This is a genomic window from Mycobacterium talmoniae (genome assembly GCF_001854525.1).
In the GTDB taxonomy this organism is placed as follows: domain Bacteria; phylum Actinomycetota; class Actinomycetes; order Mycobacteriales; family Mycobacteriaceae; genus Mycobacterium; species Mycobacterium talmoniae.
In genome coordinates this window covers 1-16,323 of record NZ_MLQM01000125.1, presented here as the reverse complement: position 1 = coordinate 16,323, position 16,323 = coordinate 1, and the positions used below count along the sequence as shown (strand labels likewise).

General features: G+C 69.6%; 14 protein-coding genes and 1 pseudogene. 12 read left to right on the top strand and 3 right to left on the bottom strand.

The genetic code is table 11. The features are described from left to right. Positions 1-2,517 (bottom strand): transglycosylase domain-containing protein (locus tag BKN37_RS19385; protein ID WP_071028586.1); only part of this gene is annotated, 2,517 nt, incomplete at its 3' end. Then, positions 2,510-2,935, bottom strand: coding sequence for a DUF5318 family protein (locus BKN37_RS19380; RefSeq protein ID WP_071028585.1), 426 nt, complete (start codon positions 2,933-2,935; stop codon positions 2,510-2,512). The genes BKN37_RS19385 and BKN37_RS19380, both read right to left, overlap by 8 nt. A 175-nt stretch (positions 2,936-3,110) precedes the next feature. Here BKN37_RS19380 and BKN37_RS19375 point away from each other — a divergent pair, with 175 nt between their 5' ends. The 10 genes from BKN37_RS19375 to BKN37_RS19330 all read left to right on the top strand — a co-directional run bounded on the left by BKN37_RS19375 (position 3,111) and on the right by BKN37_RS19330 (position 12,045). Then, entirely contained in the window at positions 3,111-3,653 is a 543-nt protein-coding gene (locus tag BKN37_RS19375) for a PadR family transcriptional regulator (protein ID WP_071028584.1), read from the top strand. A 66-nt stretch (positions 3,654-3,719) separates the two neighbouring features. Then, entirely contained in the window at positions 3,720-4,814 is a 1,095-nt protein-coding gene (locus BKN37_RS19370) for an inositol-3-phosphate synthase (RefSeq protein ID WP_071028583.1), read from the top strand. Positions 4,815-4,897: 83 nt separating this feature from the next. Further along, positions 4,898-5,791 (top strand): alpha/beta fold hydrolase, encoded by an 894-nt coding sequence (locus BKN37_RS19365; protein ID WP_095407138.1) that lies wholly within the window; start codon positions 4,898-4,900, stop codon positions 5,789-5,791. A 52-nt stretch (positions 5,792-5,843) separates the two neighbouring features. Beyond that, entirely contained in the window at positions 5,844-6,680 is an 837-nt protein-coding gene (locus BKN37_RS19360) for an LLM class F420-dependent oxidoreductase (RefSeq protein ID WP_071028582.1), read from the top strand. 36 nt (positions 6,681-6,716) lie between these two features. Then, positions 6,717-7,517: an LLM class F420-dependent oxidoreductase gene (locus BKN37_RS19355; protein WP_071028581.1), complete on the top strand. Its 801-nt coding sequence runs from the start codon at positions 6,717-6,719 to the stop codon at positions 7,515-7,517. A gap of 20 nt (positions 7,518-7,537) precedes the next feature. Continuing rightward, on the top strand, positions 7,538-8,224 hold the full coding sequence (locus BKN37_RS19350; RefSeq protein WP_071028580.1) for a GntR family transcriptional regulator: 687 nt from the start codon (positions 7,538-7,540) through the stop codon (positions 8,222-8,224). Between the two features lie 45 nt (positions 8,225-8,269). Beyond that, entirely contained in the window at positions 8,270-10,072 is a 1,803-nt protein-coding gene (locus BKN37_RS19345) for an ABC transporter substrate-binding protein/permease (RefSeq protein ID WP_095407137.1), read from the top strand. Further along, positions 10,072-10,809: an amino acid ABC transporter ATP-binding protein gene (locus BKN37_RS19340; protein ID WP_071028579.1), complete on the top strand. Its 738-nt coding sequence runs from the start codon at positions 10,072-10,074 to the stop codon at positions 10,807-10,809. Before BKN37_RS19345 ends, BKN37_RS19340 begins: the two co-directional genes overlap by 1 nt. Positions 10,810-10,868: 59 nt before the next feature. Then, on the top strand, positions 10,869-11,372 hold the full coding sequence (locus BKN37_RS19335) for a MarR family winged helix-turn-helix transcriptional regulator (protein ID WP_071028578.1): 504 nt from the start codon (positions 10,869-10,871) through the stop codon (positions 11,370-11,372). Positions 11,373-11,379: 7 nt separating this feature from the next. Further along, positions 11,380-12,045, top strand: coding sequence for an SDR family oxidoreductase (locus BKN37_RS19330; protein WP_071028577.1), 666 nt, complete (start codon positions 11,380-11,382; stop codon positions 12,043-12,045). A 2-nt stretch (positions 12,046-12,047) separates the two neighbouring features. On the opposite strand, the gene leuS is transcribed toward BKN37_RS19330, so the two are convergent. Beyond that, on the bottom strand, positions 12,048-14,933 hold the full coding sequence (leuS, locus tag BKN37_RS19325) for a leucine--tRNA ligase (protein ID WP_071028576.1): 2,886 nt from the start codon (positions 14,931-14,933) through the stop codon (positions 12,048-12,050). A 198-nt stretch (positions 14,934-15,131) separates the two neighbouring features. Here leuS and BKN37_RS19320 point away from each other — a divergent pair, with 198 nt between their 5' ends. Both BKN37_RS19320 and BKN37_RS19315 read left to right on the top strand, forming a co-directional pair. Beyond that, positions 15,132-16,049, top strand: a complete 918-nt coding sequence (locus BKN37_RS19320) for an LpqN/LpqT family lipoprotein (RefSeq protein WP_071028575.1) — start codon at positions 15,132-15,134, stop codon at positions 16,047-16,049. Between the two features lie 63 nt (positions 16,050-16,112). Further along, a pseudogene (locus BKN37_RS19315) lies at positions 16,113-16,323 on the top strand (hypothetical protein); the annotation flags it as partial.

The following is a 16,323-nucleotide window of genomic DNA, read 5'->3' as shown; positions in this document are numbered from 1 at the left end:
TCGCGGTGGCGGCGGGGGCGGCGATTCTGCGGGATTCTCCGGCGCCTGCCCCGGCGGCTGCCCGGGCGGCGGCGCGGCCGGGCCGGCCGGAATGGTGGTCGGTGGCCCCACCGGAATGGTGATGCCGGGCGCGATCTCGATGGTGGGCTGGATGACGATCTCCGACGGCGGCGGCGCGGCCGGCGGCGGGGCCGGCGCCGCGGGGGCCCCGGCGTAGCCGCCGATCTCGGTGGGCTTGGGGAACGACTCCTTGTCGGTGCCCTTCAGGGCGTCGTCCATGGTCGCTTTCCAGATGTCCGACGGGATGCTGGACCCGTACACCGGTGACCCCCACTTGTTCACCAGCGGCTGGTCGCCCTCGACGGTGCCCACCCACACCGCCGTCGACAGCGACGGGGTGTACCCGACCATCCAGGCGTCCTTGTTGGCGCCGGTGTCCCCGAGCTGGGTGGTTCCGGTCTTGGCCGCCGACGCCCGGCCCCCGGCCAGGTTGTGGCCGCGGGAGTAGCCGGCGATCGGCTGCATCGCCGAGGTGACGTTGTCGGCGACGGCCTTGTCGATGCGCTGTTCACCGCTGTCGTCCGCGGTGGCCGCGTCGAAGAGCACCTTGCCGTCGGAGTTGACCACCTTCTGCACGAAATGCGGCCGGTGATACACCCCGGAGTCGGCCAGCGTGGCGTACGCCGACGCCATGTCGATCACCCGGGTCTGGTACTGGCCCAACACGATCCCGTTATTCGGTGGCCCGCCCTTGCCGTCCTCGGACAGCGTGTGCGACACCCCGGGGAAGCTCTCGGCCACCCCGGCCTGATGCGCGGCCTCCGCGACGTCCTGCGGCCCGTTTTTGAGTTTGAGCATCAGCCGGTAGTAGGAGGTGTTCAGCGAGCGTTTCAGCGCCTCGGCGATATTGCAGTTGCCGCAGCCCTCACCCTCCACGTTGGTGATCTTGATGCCGTCGACGGTGAGCGGGGAGCTGTCCACCTGATACCCCAGCCCGATGCCCTGCTCCAGCGCCGCCACCAACGCGAACACCTTGAACGACGACCCGGTCTGCAGCCCGGCCTGCGCGAAGTCGAACCCGTGCGCGTCGGTGCCGCCGAAGTAGGCCTTGACCGCGCCGTCGTGCGGATCGATGGACACCACCGCGGCCCGCATATCGGGGTCCTGCCCGTCGAGGTACTTGCCCACCGCGTCCTCGGCGGCCTTCTGATCCTTCGGGTCGATGGTGGTGGTGACCTGCAGCCCCTGGGTGTTCAGCGTCTGCTCGTCGATGTCGAACAGGTCGAGCAGCTCCTTGGTGACCTGCCGCTGGATCAGCCCGTTGGGCCCGGAGGTCTGGCTCTGGGCGCGGGCGGCCTCCGGCGGCACGGTGGGCGGAAAGACCTGCCCGCGGCGGTCGCTGGCCGACAGCGCGCCGGTCTCCACCATGCCGTCGAGCACCCAGTTCCAGCGTTCGGCGGCGCCCTCCGGGTCGATCGCGGGATCCAGCGTGGACGGCCGCTGGATGAGCGCGGCCAACAGCGCGCCCTCGGCGACGTTGAGCTGCTCGACGGGTTTGCCGAAATACGCCTCGGAGGCCGCGGCGATCCCGTAGGCGCCGCGACCGAAGTAGATGATGTTCAGGTAGGCCTGCAGCACATCGTCCTTGGACCACTGGCTCGACATCTTGGCGGCGATGACGAGCTCCTTGGACTTGCGCAGCAGCCCACCCATGCCGGACCGCTGCGCCCCGACCAGTGCGTTTTTGACGTACTGCTGGGTGATGGTGGATCCGCCCTGCAGGTCGCCGCCGAAAATGTTGTTCTTGATCGCCCGCGCGAAACCGCTGAACGAGAACCCGGGGTTGGAGTAGAAGTCGCGGTCCTCGGCGGCGATCACCGCGTTGCGCACGTGCACCGGCACCTGGTCGATGTTGACGTCGACCCGGTTGCCTTCCGGCGGAACGATCTTCGCCAGCTCGGAGCCGTCGCTGGCCAGGATCGTCGACACCTGGTTGGTGCGGATGTCGCCCGGCTTGGGAATGTCGACGATGAAATATGCCATCGCGAACGTGATGATCGGCAGCGCGACCAGCACCGCGGCCGCCGCGTACAGCCCGCGCCGCACCCACTTCCAGTTGATCGGCGGCAGCAGCCGCGGCGGCGGCTCCAGCGCCCGGCGCCGCTCCCGGGGTTCGTCGGGGTCGCGGGGCTCGGGCCGCTCGGGCCGCGACTCGCGCCGCGGCGGTGACCCGGCACCGCTGAGCCGCTGGTCGCGTTCGCGGGGGGCGCCGCCGTCCAGGGCGGCCTTGACGGCCTCGATCGGGTCCCGCAGCCGCGGCGAGGTGTCGTCTTTGACCGGCGGAATGATGGTGGTCAGCCGGTCGTCGGGGGGAATCGGGCGCCGCGGCCCGCGCGGCTGGTCGTGATCGGCGCCGCGGCGACCGTCCTCGCCGGACCGGCGCGGCGCGGCATCGTCGCCCGGCGATCCGTTCAGATCATCACTGGCTGACCGGTCGCCGCGCCCGTCGTTATTCACTGGCCGTGCGCGCGCCGTTGCGCGCCGTCCGCGTGCTGCGGGTGCCCTTGGGGGGGCGGGCCGCGCCAAGCACATACGACTTCACCAGGTGGTTCCAGCTGCAGGTCCGGCAGACCTCCACCACGTGCACCGAGAATTCCTCGTACCGGGTGGCCAGCAGGACCAGCTCCTCGGCGGTGCGCGCCGAGCCGGACACCGCGCCCAGGTGGTCGCCGAACACCCACGACACCAAGGTGAGCTGCTCCTTTCGGCAGATCGGGCACACCACCGCGCTGGGTTTTCCGTGGAACTTGGCGGCGCGCAACAGGTAGGGGTTGGCATCGCACACTTCGGTGACGCCGGTGCGCCCGGAATACACCTCGGCCAGCAGTGAGCGGCGCCGAAGCGCGTAATCCACCACCTGTCGCTGCAATCGCACGTTGACCAGAGTACGACCCCCGGCAGACCACCGCGGTGCCAGCGATGTGTGAGCCGCACCGGCTCCCCGCCGCGCGGCCACGATCTCGGTCAAGGTTTGGCGGCGAATATATCGGGGCGATACTATGGCGCGAAGCGTCGAAGCGTCGTAACAGCCGAGCGGAGGAGGTGACCCGATGCTGGAGCTCGCCATCCTTGGGCTCCTGCTCGAATCACCGATGCACGGCTACGAGTTGCGGAAACGCTTGACCGGTCTGCTGGGGGCGTTTCGCGCGTTTTCGTACGGCTCGCTGTATCCCGCGCTGCGCCGGATGCAGGCCGACGGGTTGATCGCCGAGGACGCCGCCCCGGCCGGGACGCCGGTGCGCCGCGCCCGCCGCGTCTACCAGCTGACCGACGCCGGCCGGCAGCGGTTTTCCGAACTGGTCGCCGACACCGGCCCGCAGAACTACACCGACGACGGCTTCGGGGTACACCTGGCCTTCTTCAACCGCACCCCCGCCGAGGCGCGGATGCGGATCCTGGAGGGCCGTCGCCGTCAGGTGGAGGAACGCCGCGAGGGCCTGCGCAACGCGGTGGCGCGGGCCAGCAGTTCGTTCGACCGGTACACCCGCCAGCTGCATCAGCTCGGGCTGGAGTCCAGCGAACGCGAAGTCAAGTGGCTCAACGAGCTGATCGCCGCCGAACACGTGGCGCAAGGCCGAGCCGAACAGACCTAGGGCCGGGTTTAGGCCTAGCCACCCAGTGCACAGCACGAATCAGAAGGTAGGAGAAGGAGAGCGTCCATGAGTGAGCAAACCGCGCCGGAGGCGTCGACGGATGTGCGAGTCGCCATTGTCGGCGTCGGCAACTGCGCGTCCTCGCTGGTACAGGGCGTCCAGTACTACCACGACGCCGACGAGAACTCGACGGTGCCGGGTTTGATGCACGTGCGGTTGGGGCCGTACCACGTCCGCGACGTGAAGTTCGTCGCCGCGTTCGACGTGGACGCCAAGAAGGTCGGCTTCGACCTGTCCGAGGCCATCTTCGCCTCGGAGAACAACACCATCAAGATCGCCGACGTGCCGCCCACCAACGTGGTGGTGCAGCGCGGGCCGACGCTGGACGGCATCGGCAAGTACTACGCCGACACCATCGAGGTCTCCGACGTCGAGGCGGTCGACGTGGTGCAGGTGCTGCGCGACGCCAAGGTCGACGTGCTGGTTTCCTACCTGCCGGTGGGCTCCGAGGAAGCCGACAAGTTCTACGCCCAGTGCGCGATCGACGCCGGGGTGGCGTTCGTCAACGCGCTGCCGGTGTTCATCGCGTCGGATCCGGTGTGGGCCAAGAAGTTCACCGACGCCGGCGTGCCAATCGTCGGCGACGACATCAAGAGCCAGGTCGGCGCCACCATCACCCACCGGGTGATGGCCAAGCTGTTCGAGGACCGCGGCGTGCAACTGGACCGCACCATGCAGCTCAACGTGGGCGGCAACATGGACTTCCTCAACATGCTGGAGCGGGAGCGGCTGGAGTCCAAGAAGATCTCCAAGACCCAGGCCGTCACCAGCAACCTGCACCGCGAGTTCAACACCAAGGATGTGCACATCGGCCCGTCCGACCACGTCGGCTGGCTCGATGACCGCAAGTGGGCCTACGTGCGGCTGGAAGGCCGCGCCTTCGGGGACGTGCCACTGAACCTGGAGTACAAGCTCGAGGTGTGGGACTCGCCGAACTCGGCGGGCGTGATCATCGACGCGGTGCGCGCGGCCAAGATCGCGTTGGACCGCGGGGTGGGCGGACCGGTCATCCCGGCGTCGGCCTACCTGATGAAGAGCCCGCCGCAGCAGTTGCCCGACGATGTGGCCCGCACCCAGCTCGAAGACTTCATCACCGGCTAAGCCGTTGACTGTGCGTTGACGGCGCCACCTACTCGCGTTTTCGCGCCCTGGCCGCAGAGTCAGTGCGGGGTAACGTCGGCGTCGTGATTTCCGACGACGAGTTGGCCGGGCTGTCCGAATTCGCGCTGCTGTCCGAGAACGCCGAGCAGGCCGGGGTGGCCGGCCCGCCCCCGCCCGTCGAACGCGTGCAGGTCGGCGGGATCAGCGCGCTGCGCTGGGGCGCCGCGGCGCCGCGGGTGGTGTTCCTGCACGGCGGGGCGCAGAACGCGCACACCTGGGACACCGTCATCCTCGGCCTGGGTGAGCCGGCGGTGGCGGTGGATCTGCCCGGCCACGGACGGTCCGGGTGGCGCGAGGACGGCGACTACACGCCGCAGCAGAACGCGGCCGCGCTGGAGCCGGTGCTGCGGGAGCTGGCGCCGGACGCCGACTTGCTGGTCGGGATGTCGCTGGGCGGGCTGACCGCGATCCGGTTGGCGGCCACCGCACCGGACCTCGTCCGACAGCTGGCCGTGGTCGACGTGACTCCCTCGGCGCTGCAACGGCATTCCCAGATGACCCCGGCCGATCGCGGCACCGTTGAGCTGGCGCACGGGCCGCGGACCTTCCCGGACTTCGCCTCGATCCTGGCGCTGGCCGTCGCGGCCGCACCGCACCGGGACCCGAAATCGCTGCGGCGCGGCATATTCCACAACGCCCAGCGGCTGCCCGACGGCCAGTGGGCCTGGCGCTACGACACCATGCGCACGTTCCGCGACTTCGCCGAACTGTGGACCGACGTGTCGGCGATCACCGCCCCGACCACGCTGATCCGCGGCGCCGATTCGGCGTTCGTCTCCGACGCCGACGTCGACGAGTACGCGCGGCGCAGCCCGGGGCTGCGCAGCCACGTCGTCGCCGACTCGGGGCATTCCGTGCAAAGCGATCAACCCCGCGCGTTGGTCGACATCTTGCGCGGTGTGCTCGATGGACGTTGATCCGGTTGGGTGGTCGCACGCAGTGCGCCGATAGGCAAGGAGGCACCCGAAGATGCAGTTTGGTTTGTGCTACTTCCCCACCGACTACGGCATGCAGCCCGACGCTCTGGCGGCGGCCGCCGAGGAGCGGGGCTTCGAGTCGCTGCTGTTTTGTGAACACACCCACATCCCGGTCAGCCGCAAGTCGCCCTACCCCGGCGGCGGCGAGCTGCCCCGGATGTACATCCACACCTACGATCCGTTCGTGGCGTGCACGGCGGCCGCCGCGGCGACCCGCCGGTTGAAGATCGGCACCGGCGTGTGCCTGGTGGTCGAACGCGACCCGATCACCACCGCCAAGCAGGTGGCCAGCGTCGACCGGCTCTCCGGGGGCCGATTCCTGTTCGGGGTGGGCGCCGGGTGGAACCGGGAAGAGATGGCCAACCACGGCACCGATCCGCGGGTGCGGATGGCGATCCTGCACGAACGGGTCGCGGCGATGCGGCGCATCTGGCGTGACGAGCAACCCGAATACCACGGCCAGTACGTGGATTTCGACCCGATCTGGTCGTATCCGAAGCCGATCCAAGCACCGCCGCCGGTGCTGGTCGGCGGGATGGGGCCCACCGTGGAGGACCGCATCCTGGCCGTCGGGGACGGCTGGCTGGCCCAAAGCGTCACCCGCGACAACATCGACGCGTTCGCCGAGCGCGCCGACAAGCTGCAGCGCCGCGCCGCCGACGCCGGACGGGACCGGGTACCGATCAGCCTGTTCGGCGCGTCGGCGGCCGACGGCATGGCCGAGCGCTACGCGGCCGCCGGGATCGACCGCTGCCTGTTCCTGCTGCCGGACGCCGACGACACCGAGGTCACCCACAAACTCGACCGGCTGGCCCAGCGCCTCGGATAACTCCGCTTCGGCCGGCCGACCGCCTACCGTAGGCCTATGGTCTCCCATCCCCTCCGCATCGGTGTGCAACTGCAACCGCAGCACGCCCCGCAATACCGGCTGATCCGGGACGCGGTCCGGCGCTGCGAAGATCTCGGCGTCGACGTGGCGTTCAACTGGGATCACTTCTTCCCGCTCTACGGCGACCGCGACGGCCCGCACTTCGAATGCTGGACCATGTTGGCGGCCTGGGCCGAACAAACCTCCCGCATCCAGATCGGGGCGCTGGTGTCGTGTAACTCCTACCGCAACCCCGAACTGCTCGCCGACATGGCCCGCACGGTCGACCACATCGGCGACGGCCGGCTGATCCTGGGGATCGGGTCGGGCTGGAAGCACCGCGACTACCGCGAGTACGGCTACGAGTTCGGCACCGCCGGCAGCCGGCTCGACGAGCTGGCGGCCGCGCTGCCGCGCATCCAGTCCCGGCTCGGCCAGCTCAATCCGGCGCCCACCCGCGCCATTCCGCTGCTGATCGGCGGCGAGGGTGAGCGCAAGACGCTGCGCCTGGTCGCCGAGTACGCCGACATGTGGCACAGCTTCGCCACCGCCGACACCTACCCGCACAAATCGGCGGTGCTGGCCGAGCACTGCGCCGCGGTCGGGCGCGACCCGGCCAGCATCGAACGCTCCGCCGCGGTCGGCGGGGAACAAGGGCAGGCCGGGGTCGACGCGCTGCTCGCCGAAGCCGACGCGCTGGCCGAACTCGGGGTGAACCTGCTGACCATCGGCAGCAGCGGCCCCGACTACGACCTGACCGGCGCCGAGGCCCTTTGCCGCTGGCGCGACCGGCAGTAGCGTGCAAGACTCCCACATCGGTGCCGAAGAAGTATGGGGTCAAAGAGAAGGACCAGGTTGTGGCGCACATCCTCAACCTGGTGCTGACCGGCAAGCTGCGCACCGGTGACCGGGTCGACCGCAACGAGATCGCCGAGGACCTGGGCCTGAGCCGGGTTCCCATCCAAGAGGCCATCCTGCAGCTCGAACACGACGGCATCCTGTCCACCCGCTATCACCGCGGGGCGTTCGTGGAACGCTTCGACGAGGCCGCGCTGCGCGAACACCACGAGCTGTACGGCCTGCTGCACGGGCTGGCCTCGGCTCGGGCGGCGGCCAACCCCACCCCGGAGCTCATCACCCGGCTCGACGAGCTGATGGCGCGGATGCGGGCATCGATGGAGACCCGCGCGTTCCGGGAGGCCGGCTGGGAATACCGGCGCATCATCAACGCCGCCTACGCCGGGCCGCGGCTGCAGGCGATGATCCGCGCGTCGCAAAGCCTGGTGCCGCTGACGTTCTGGGTGACCTACATGGAAAAACCCGACCAGATGCTGCCGTTCTACGAAGCCGAAAACACCGCGATCCATCGGCGGGACCCGGAGGCCGCCCGCGCGGCGTGCCTGGGCCGCTCCGAGCTGATGTCCCAGCTCATGCTGGCCGAGTTGGTGCGGCGCCGAGTGTTCAGCGCGGCGCCCACCCCCGAGCAACCCGCCGCCGTGTTCTGACGCCCACCAAGCCCCGCGGACAGGTTTGCCCATTACCGTGAGGTAATGAAGTTTCGCCCGGACCGGGCTATCCAGCTCGGCAGACGAGTGCCGGCGCTGATCGCCACGCTGCTGATCGTGGGCAGCCTCGGCACGGCGCCGCCGGCCGCGGCCGCCCCGGACCAGTGCGCCCCACCCGGCATGGAGAACGCGATCGCGTTGCCGCCCAAGCTGGCCAAGGCCAAACGGCCGCAGGAAGACAAATACACCACCGCCGATGTCGAGCCGTTGGAAGACGTGGACATCAACACGCTGGGGCTGGCCACGCCCGGGGTGCTCACCGTCGGCACGCTGTCCAACAGCCCGCCGGCGACCTGCATCACCGCCGTCGGGCACTACACCGGCTTCGACAACGAACTGCTGCGCGCCATCGCCCACAAGCTGGGCCTGCGGGTCAACTTCGTCGGCACCGACTTCTTCGGCATGCTGGCCCAGGTGGCGTCCGGCCGCTTCGACGTCGGCTCGGCGTCGATCACCGCGACCGACGCGCGCCGGCGCACGGTCGGCTTCACCAACGGCTACAACTTCGGCTACATGTCGCTGGTCGTGCCGGTCGGCTCACCGATCTCCGGATTCGACGACCTGGCGGCCGGGCAACGCATCGGTGTGGTGCAGGGCACCGTCGAGGACGCCTACGTCGTCGACACGTTGGAGCTGGAACCGGTGCGGTTCCCCGACTACAACACCCTGTACGCCACCCTGAAAAGCCGCCAGGTCGACGCCTGGATCGCGCCGGCGCTGGAGGCCCTCAACGTGGTGCGCCCCGGCGACCCCACCGCGATCGTCGGAAACACGTTCAGCCTGGGCAACTTTGAGGCGTATGCGGTCGCCAAGGAGAACCGGGCGCTGATCAACGCGCTGAACTCGGGGTTGGACGCGGTGATCGCCGACGGCACCTGGCCCCAGCTGTACACCGACTGGGTGCCGCGGCCGCTGCCGCCGGGCTGGGAGCCCGGCTCGAAGTCCGCCCCCATCCCGCACCTGCCGGACTTCGCCGCGATCGCCAAACGCAACCACAAACTCGAAGCGGATGCCCCCGAGCCGAAGTCGACCCTCGAGCAGCTGCGCGACTCGTTCCTCGACTGGCAGCTGTACGCCGAGGCGCTGCCGGTGCTGCTCAAGACCGGGCTGCCCAACACCTTGTTGCTGACCATCAGCGCCGGCGTCATCGGCCTGGTGGCCGGCATGGCGCTGGCGGTCGCCGGGATCTCCGGCACCCGCTGGCTGCGCTGGCCGGCGCGGGTGTACACCGACATCTTCCGGGGCCTGCCCGAGGTGCTGATCATCTTGTTCATCGGGTTGGGCGTCGGGCCGCTGGTGGGCGGGTTGACCGGCAACAACCCGTATCCGCTCGGGATCGCCGCGCTGGGGCTGACCGCCGCCGCCTATGTCGGTGAGATCCTGCGCTCCGGCATCCAAAGCGTCGAATCCGGCCAGCTGGAGGCGGCCCGGGCGTTGGGATTCAGCTACCCGTCCTCGATGCGGTTGGTGGTGATCCCGCAGGGCATCCGGCGGGTGCTGCCCGCGCTGGTCAACCAGTTCATCGCGCTGCTGAAGGGCTCGGCGCTGGTGTACTTCCTGGGTCTGATCGCCGGGCAACGCGAGCTGTTCCAGGTGGGCCGCGACTTCAACGCCCAAACCGGCAGCCTGTCCCCGCTGGTGGCCGCCGGGCTGCTCTACCTGGTGTTGACCATCCCGCTGACGCATCTGGTCAACGTCGTCGACGCCCGGCTACGTCGCGGCCGGGCCGGCGAGCCCGAAGAACCCGCCGACCTACTCACCACGACGTCCGGTCAGGAGATGACGTAATGGCCGATCGCGAGCCGGTCTCCCTGGAAGGCAAGGACATTCACCTGTCGTTCGGCAAGAACACGGTGTTGCGGGGCGTCGACCTCGAGGTGCCGGCGGGCAGCACGGTCGCGGTGATCGGACCGTCCGGGTCCGGCAAGTCCACCATGCTGCGGACCCTGAACCGGCTGTATGAACCCGATCGCGGTGACGTGCTGCTGGGTGGCCGGTCGGTGCTCGCCGACGATCCCGACGATCTGCGTCAGCGCATCGGGATGGTGTTCCAGCACTTCAACTTGTTCCCGCACCGCAGCGTGCTGGACAACGTCACGCTGGCGCCGCGCAAACTGCGCCGGCTGTCCGAGGAGGCGGCTCGGGAGTTGGCGCTGCGGTTGCTGGAGCGGGTGGGCCTCAAACACAAGGCGGAGGTACGGCCCGGGGCGTTGTCCGGCGGTCAGCAGCAACGGGTTGCGATCGCCCGCGCGTTGGCGATGGAGCCCCAGGTGATGCTGTTCGACGAGGCGACCTCGGCGCTGGACCCGGAATTGGTCAAGGGCATCCTGGCGCTGATCGCCGACCTCGGCGCCGAGGGGATGACGATGGTGGTGGTCACCCACGAAATGGGTTTCGCCCGCTCGACGTCGGATGCCGTGGTGTTCATGGACCACGGCAAAGTGGTGGAGTCCGGGCCGCCGGAGCAGATCTTCGAAGCCGCCGAGACCGAACGGCTGCAAAAGTTCCTGTCCCAGGTGCTGTGATGGCCAACATCACCGAACCGTTCTCCCGCCAACCGGCAAGCAGGTTAGACTAGCGAACTATGGCGGAGAGCAAAGCCAGCGCGCCGGAGGTGACGGCACTGGCCGAGGGACTGCACCGCACCCTGTCCAAGTTGTTTTCCATCCTGCGTCGCGGCGATCCCAGCGGCGCCACGACGGGCGAGCTGACCCTCGCGCAGCTGTCGATCCTGGTCACATTGCTTGACCGCGGCCCGATCCGGATGACCGAACTCGCCGCGCATGAACGGGTCCGCACCCCGACCACCACCGTCGCGATCCGCCGACTCGAAAAGATCGGCCTGGTCAAGCGGACCCGGGACCCGTCCGACCTGCGGGCGGTGCTCGTCGACATCACCCCGCGCGGGCTGGCGGTGCATCGGGAGTCGCTGGCTAACCGGCGGGCGGCGCTGGCGGCGATGCTGAGCCGGCTGTCGGAGGCCGAACTGGACACCCTGACGCAGGCGTTGGCGCCGCTGGAACGGCTGGCCGCCTGCGAGCAGCCGACGTGCGACGCGGAAACCCCGCCCACCGACGAACAAACCTGACTCGCGGATGCCCACCGCCCTGATCACCGGCGCGGCCGGCGGAATCGGCGCGGCCATCGCCACCGCGCTGGCCCCGACGCACACCTTGCTGCTCAGCGGGCGTCCCTCGGCTCGGCTCGACGCGCTGGCCACCCGGTTGGGTGCGACCACCTGGCCGATGGACCTGACCGACACCGACACGATCGAAGCCGCCACCGAAACCATCGACAGCCTCGATGTGCTGGTGCACAACGCCGGGGTGATGGTGCCCGGCCGGGTCGCCGAGAGCCACGCCGACGAGTGGCGGGCCACCTTCGAGGTGAACGTGGTCGGCGCGGTGGCGCTGACGCTGGCGCTGCTGCCGGCGTTGCGCAGCGGCGAGGGCCGGGTGGTGTTCGTCAATTCCGGGGCGGGACGCAAGGTTTCGGCCGGGATGGCGGCGTATTCGGCCAGCAAGTTCGCATTGCGGGCGTTCGCCGATTCGCTGCGCGACGACGAGCCGTCGCTGCGGGTGACCACGGTGTACCCCGGCCGGGTCGATACCGACATGCAGCGCGACCTGGTCGCCTTCGAGGGCGGTGACTATGACCCGGCCCGGTTTCTGCGCCCGGAAACGGTGGCCGCGGTGGTCGCGCAGGCGGTGACCGCACCGCCCGACGCCCATGTCCACGAGATCGTGCTGCGGCCTAGATAGCGCTACACCACCAGGTTGACCAGCCGGCCGGGCACCACGATCACCTTCTTGGGCACCGCACCCGCCAAAAAGGCCTGCACCTTCTCGTCGGCCAGCGCCGCGGCCTCCAGCGTGTCGGCGTCGGCATCGGCGGGCACCGTGATGATGCCCCGCTTCTTGCCGTTGACCTGGACCGGGAATTCGACGGTGTCGCTGACCAGGTACGCGGCCTCGGCGACCGGAAACGGGCCGTGCGCCAACGACGTATCGTGCCCGAGCCGCTGCCACAGCTCCTCGGCCAGATGCGGCGCCAGCGGCGCCAGCATCAGCACCAGCGGCTCGACCGCCGCCCGCGGCACCGCCTCGCGGTGTTGTTTGGTCAGGTAGTTGGTGTATTCGATCAGTTTGGCGACCGCGGTGTTATTCCGCAGCGCGGCATAGTCTTCCGACACCCCGGCGATGGTGCGGTGCAGCGACCGCAGGGTGTCTTCGTCCAGCGCGGCGTGGTTGGCGACCCGGCTGGTCCCGGTCTGCTCATCGACCACCAGCCGCCACACCCGCTGCAAAAACCGGTAGGCGCCGACGACATCCTTGGTGGCCCACGGCCGCGACATCTCCAGCGGGCCCATCGACATCTCGTAGACGCGCAACGTGTCGGCGCCGTAGTTGTCGCAGATCTCGTCGGGCGAGATCGAATTCTTCAGGCTCTTGCCGATTTTGCCGAATTCCTGGAAGACCTCGACGTCGCCGTCGGCGCTCGGGTAGATGAATACCCCGTCGCGCTCCTCGACTTCGGCCGCCGGCACGTAGGCGCCGCGGGCGTCGGTGTAGGCGAACGCTTGGATGTAGCCCTGGTTCACCAGCCGCCGGTAGGGCTCCCGGGAACTGACGTGGCCCAGGTCGTAGAGCACCTTGTGCCAGAACCGCGAATACAGCAGGTGCAGCACCGCGTGCTCGACGCCGCCGACATAGAGGTCGACCCCGCCGGGGTCATCCGGGCCATGCTCGGCGGGCCGCGGACCCATCCAGTAGGCCTCATTTTCCTTGGCGCAGAACTGCTCCGGGTTGTGCGGGTCGATGTAGCGCAGCTCGTACCAGGAGCTGCCGGCCCACTGCGGCATCACGTTGGTGTCCCGGGTGTAGGGCTTGAGGCCGTCACCGAAGTCCAGCTCGACATGCACCCAGTCGCTGGCCTTGGCCAGCGGCGGGGACGGCTCGCTGTCGGCGTCGTCCGGGTCGAACAGCACCGGCGAATAGTCCGGCACGTCGGGCAGCTCGACCGGCAGTGCGGCCTCGTCCAGTGGGTGCGCCCGCCCGTCGCTGTCGTAGACGATCGGGAATGGCTCACCCCAGTACCGCTGCCGCGCGAAAAGCCAATCCCGCAACTTGTATTCGGTGCGGGCCCAGCCGCGGCCGTCGGCGGCCAACCGTTCGGTGATCGCCTTCTTGGCCTCGGCCACGCCCAGCCCGTCGAGCTGGCCGGAGTTCACCAGCACCCCGTCGCCGCTGTAGGCGGCCTGCGAAATATCGCCGCCGGCAATGACTTCCACGATCGGCAGGCCGAACTCGTGAGCGAACTCCCAGTCGCGCTGGTCATGGCCCGGGACGGCCATGATGGCGCCGGTGCCGTACCCGATCAGCACGTAGTCGGCGATGAAGATCGGCACCAGCTCGCCGTTGACCGGGTTGGTGGCGTAGCTGCCCAGAAACACCCCGGTCTTGGCCTTGTTCTCCTGGCGCTCCAGGTCGGACTTGGCGGCGATGCCGGCGCGGTAGGCCGCCACCGCGTCGCGCGGGGTGGCCGCCCCGTACGTCCAGCGCGCATCGACGCCGTCGGGCCACGCGTCGGCCGCCAGGGTGTCGACCAGGTCGTGCTCGGGCGCCAACACCATGTACATCGCCCCGAACAGCGTGTCGGGGCGGGTGGTGAACACCTCGATATCGCCGGCGTCGGTGCCGAACAGCACCGCCGCACCGGTGGACCGGCCGATCCAGTTGCGCTGCATGGTCTTGACCTTTTCCGGCCAATCCAGCACATCCAGGTCCTCCAGCAACCGGTCGGAGTAGGCGGTGATCCGCATCATCCACTGCCGCAACCGCTTCCGGAACACCGGGAAGTTTCCGCGCTCGCTGCGGCCGTCGGCGGTGACCTCTTCATTGGCGAGCACGGTGCCCAGCCCGGGACACCAGTTCACCAGCGAGTCGGCCCGGTAGACCAGCCGGTAGCCGTCGACCACGTCGGCGCGTTCCCCGGTCGACAGCGCAGCCCAGTCCCGGCCGTCGTCGAGGGTGCGGGCCCCGGAATCGAATTCGGCGACCAGCTCGGCGACCGGTCGCGCCTTGTTGGCGTCGGTGTCGAACCAGGCGTTATAGATCTGCAGGAAGATCCACTGCGTCCACTTGTAGAACTCGACGTCGGTGGTGGCAAACGTCCGGCGGCTGTCGTGGCCCAAGCCCAGCCGGCCCAGCTGGCGCCGGAAGTTGACGATGTTGGCCTCGGTCCGGGTCCGCGGGTGGGTACCGGTTTGCACCGCGTACTGCTCGGCGGGCAACCCGAACGCGTCGAACCCCAAGGCGTGCAGCACATTGTGGCCGGTCATCCGGAAATACCGGGCGTAGACGTCGGTGGCGATGTAGCCCAGCGGATGCCCGACGTGCAGCCCGTCGCCCGACGGGTAGGGGAACATGTCCTGGACGAACATCTTGTCCTCGGGCACCGACGCGCCGTCGGCCGGGGCCAGCTCGCCGACCGGGTTGGGCACGTTGAACGTGCCCTGCCGCACCCAGGTGTCCTGCCAGCCCCGTTCGATGCGTCCGGCCAACTCCGCGGTGTAGCGGTGCGGGGGCGCGTCGGCGTCGGCGTCGAGGGCACCGGCGCCGCGAACCGGCGTAGTCGAGGATTCGGTCACCTGAACAGGGTATAAGGGCCGTACCGGCGGCCCGCTCGGCGACCAGGTTGGTCTCGGTTGCGTTGCGGACCGATCAGGGCTTCATTCCAGGTCGGTTCCAGGTCGATTCCGGCTCTGTCCCCGCGCGCGTGGCGCTGCTTACAGTCGGCTCGTGATGCGGGCTGCACCCGCCCGTAGCCGTTCGGAAGGACCCGACCCATGACGCAGACTGCCCGTCGCCGGCGACTACTGCTCGGTGGGCTGGCCGCTGGTGTGGTCGCCGCCGCGGGCTGGGCCGGCGGCACCGCATCCGCCGAGCCGCTGTTTCCGTCGCCGCCCACCCCGGCCCCGGCCCCGGCGGCCGTGCCGGTCACCCCCAACGCCGTCGGCACCAACCCGGCGGCCGTGGCGCCGCCCGCGACCTTCCCCGGGGTGCCCGGCGCGCCGGTCCAACAACCGGTCCAGCAGCCCGTCCAACAACCGGCCCAGCAGCCGGTCCAGCAGCCGGTGCTCACGCCGGCCCGCTCCGGAACGCTGCGCGAGTTCTTCGCGGCCCACAACGTCGCGATGGAGCCGCAGAAACCGCAGGGCTTCGACGCGCTGGACATCACCTTGCCGGTGCCGCCCGGGTGGACCCAGGTGCCCGATCCCAACGTGGTGGACGCGTTCGCGGTGATCGCCGATCGGCACGCCGACTCGCTGTACACCCCGAACGCGCAGGTGGTGGTGTACAAACTGGTCGGCGACTTCGATCCCGTGGAGGCAATCACGCACGGCTACGTCGACAGCCGGCAGCAGCTGGCCTGGCGGACCACCAACGCGTCGCTGGCTACCTTCGGCGGCTTCCCGTCGTCGCTGATCGAGGGCACCTACCGGCAAAACGAGATGACGCTGAACACCTCGCAGCGCTACGTCATCGCCACCTCGGGGGCGGACCGGTATCTGGTGTCGCTGGCGGTGACCACCGCGGCGACCCGGGCGATCGCCGCCGCCCCGGCCACCGACGCCATCATCAACGGCTTCCGGGTGGCGGCCCCCACCACGGCGCACGCGCCGGCGCCGCCGCCCGGCCCGGCGGGCGTGCCGGGCGCACCCGCGGTGCCCGCACCCCCCAGGGCGCCCGGCTTCTCGGGTTGACCCGGCCCCGACGCGGGGTGAGCCGCGCATTCGGCGGCGATCCGGGCCTCGTATTGTGGGGCCATGCTGATCGCGGGTGTGCTATGCCTGTGCGCTGCCGTCGCGTCCACGGTGGGTGGGCTATGGACGCTGCGGCGGCCGCACGGCGGCGACCCCGGTCAACAGGTCCTGCGTGCCATGGCGCCCACCCAGCTGGCGGCCGCGGTGCTGCTGGGTGTGGGTGGCGCGGTGGCCCTGGCCGGACCGCCGCACGGCGCGGTGTTGGTGCTGGCGG

Bases quoted from the DNA above. Each gene is read 5' to 3' on its own strand.
- BKN37_RS19375 (WP_071028584.1), top strand. From the start codon at position 3,111: ATGCTGGAGCTCGCCATCCTTGGGCTCCTGCTCGAATCACCGATGCAC.
- BKN37_RS19370 (WP_071028583.1), top strand. From the start codon at position 3,720: ATGAGTGAGCAAACCGCGCCGGAGGCGTCGACGGATGTGCGAGTCGCC.
- BKN37_RS19360 (WP_071028582.1), top strand. From the start codon at position 5,844: ATGCAGTTTGGTTTGTGCTACTTCCCCACCGACTACGGCATGCAGCCC.
- BKN37_RS19355 (WP_071028581.1), top strand. From the start codon at position 6,717: ATGGTCTCCCATCCCCTCCGCATCGGTGTGCAACTGCAACCGCAGCAC.
- BKN37_RS19345 (WP_095407137.1), top strand. From the start codon at position 8,270: ATGAAGTTTCGCCCGGACCGGGCTATCCAGCTCGGCAGACGAGTGCCG.
- BKN37_RS19340 (WP_071028579.1), top strand. From the start codon at position 10,072: ATGGCCGATCGCGAGCCGGTCTCCCTGGAAGGCAAGGACATTCACCTG.
- BKN37_RS19335 (WP_071028578.1), top strand. From the start codon at position 10,869: ATGGCGGAGAGCAAAGCCAGCGCGCCGGAGGTGACGGCACTGGCCGAG.
- BKN37_RS19330 (WP_071028577.1), top strand. From the start codon at position 11,380: ATGCCCACCGCCCTGATCACCGGCGCGGCCGGCGGAATCGGCGCGGCC.
- BKN37_RS19320 (WP_071028575.1), top strand. From the start codon at position 15,132: ATGACGCAGACTGCCCGTCGCCGGCGACTACTGCTCGGTGGGCTGGCC.